Raw genomic sequence first — 621 nt, forward strand, 5'->3', positions numbered from 1 at the left:
AGTGAGGTACCAAAGCAGCCAGGCGTTGTCGTATCGGGTGATGGCGCGGTTTTTCCACAGGTCGGAATCCGTGACCACGGTGATCAGCCCCTTGCCATAGACCATTTGCATCATGTGCGTGGCATCGGCGCTGTTGGCCCATGACTGGGCATGATCCTGCGGGTCTTCCAGGTGGAAGGCCGGGTTGAAGCTCATGTAGGCCGGTTCTTTTTCGTTTTCCAGATACAGGCGCGTCAGTTCCGGCCAGCGCATGGTCGGTTTGGTGGTTCGGGGCGCGATCAGTGGAATCGGCGGTTTGGGGAGCGCATCGCTTTCCAGTCGTTCCTCTTCGCGATCCTGCAGCTTGATGTCCCGGGTGAAGTACTGGCGGATCTCGATCCGGTCCAGCAGCAGGTCGCCGCTGCGGTTCTTTTTCTCATCCCATATCTGCTCGGCGACGAACAACAGGTGACCGCCGGATCTGGCCCAGTCCAGCAGCCGTTCGACCTGGGCAGGCGTCATGTTTTCGCGACTGTCGAGCAGCAAGAGCGTTTGTGACTGCTGGCTGACATCGGGTAGCTCAATCAGGTTGCGGGTGGTGTTGACCACGGGGGCGCGCTGGCGCAGGAAGTGTTCGGCCGC

The 621-nt window shown here is 60.4% G+C and carries 1 protein-coding gene; it reads right to left on the reverse strand.

Annotated features, from left to right (window positions below; translation table 11 throughout):
- Positions 1-621 (reverse strand): DUF4350 domain-containing protein (locus tag NRB16_RS28935; RefSeq protein ID WP_257107572.1); only part of this gene is annotated, 621 nt, incomplete at both ends.

Origin of the sequence: Pseudomonas sp. LJDD11 (genome assembly GCF_024584215.1) — a bacterium.
Classification (GTDB): Bacteria; Pseudomonadota; Gammaproteobacteria; order Pseudomonadales; family Pseudomonadaceae; genus Aquipseudomonas.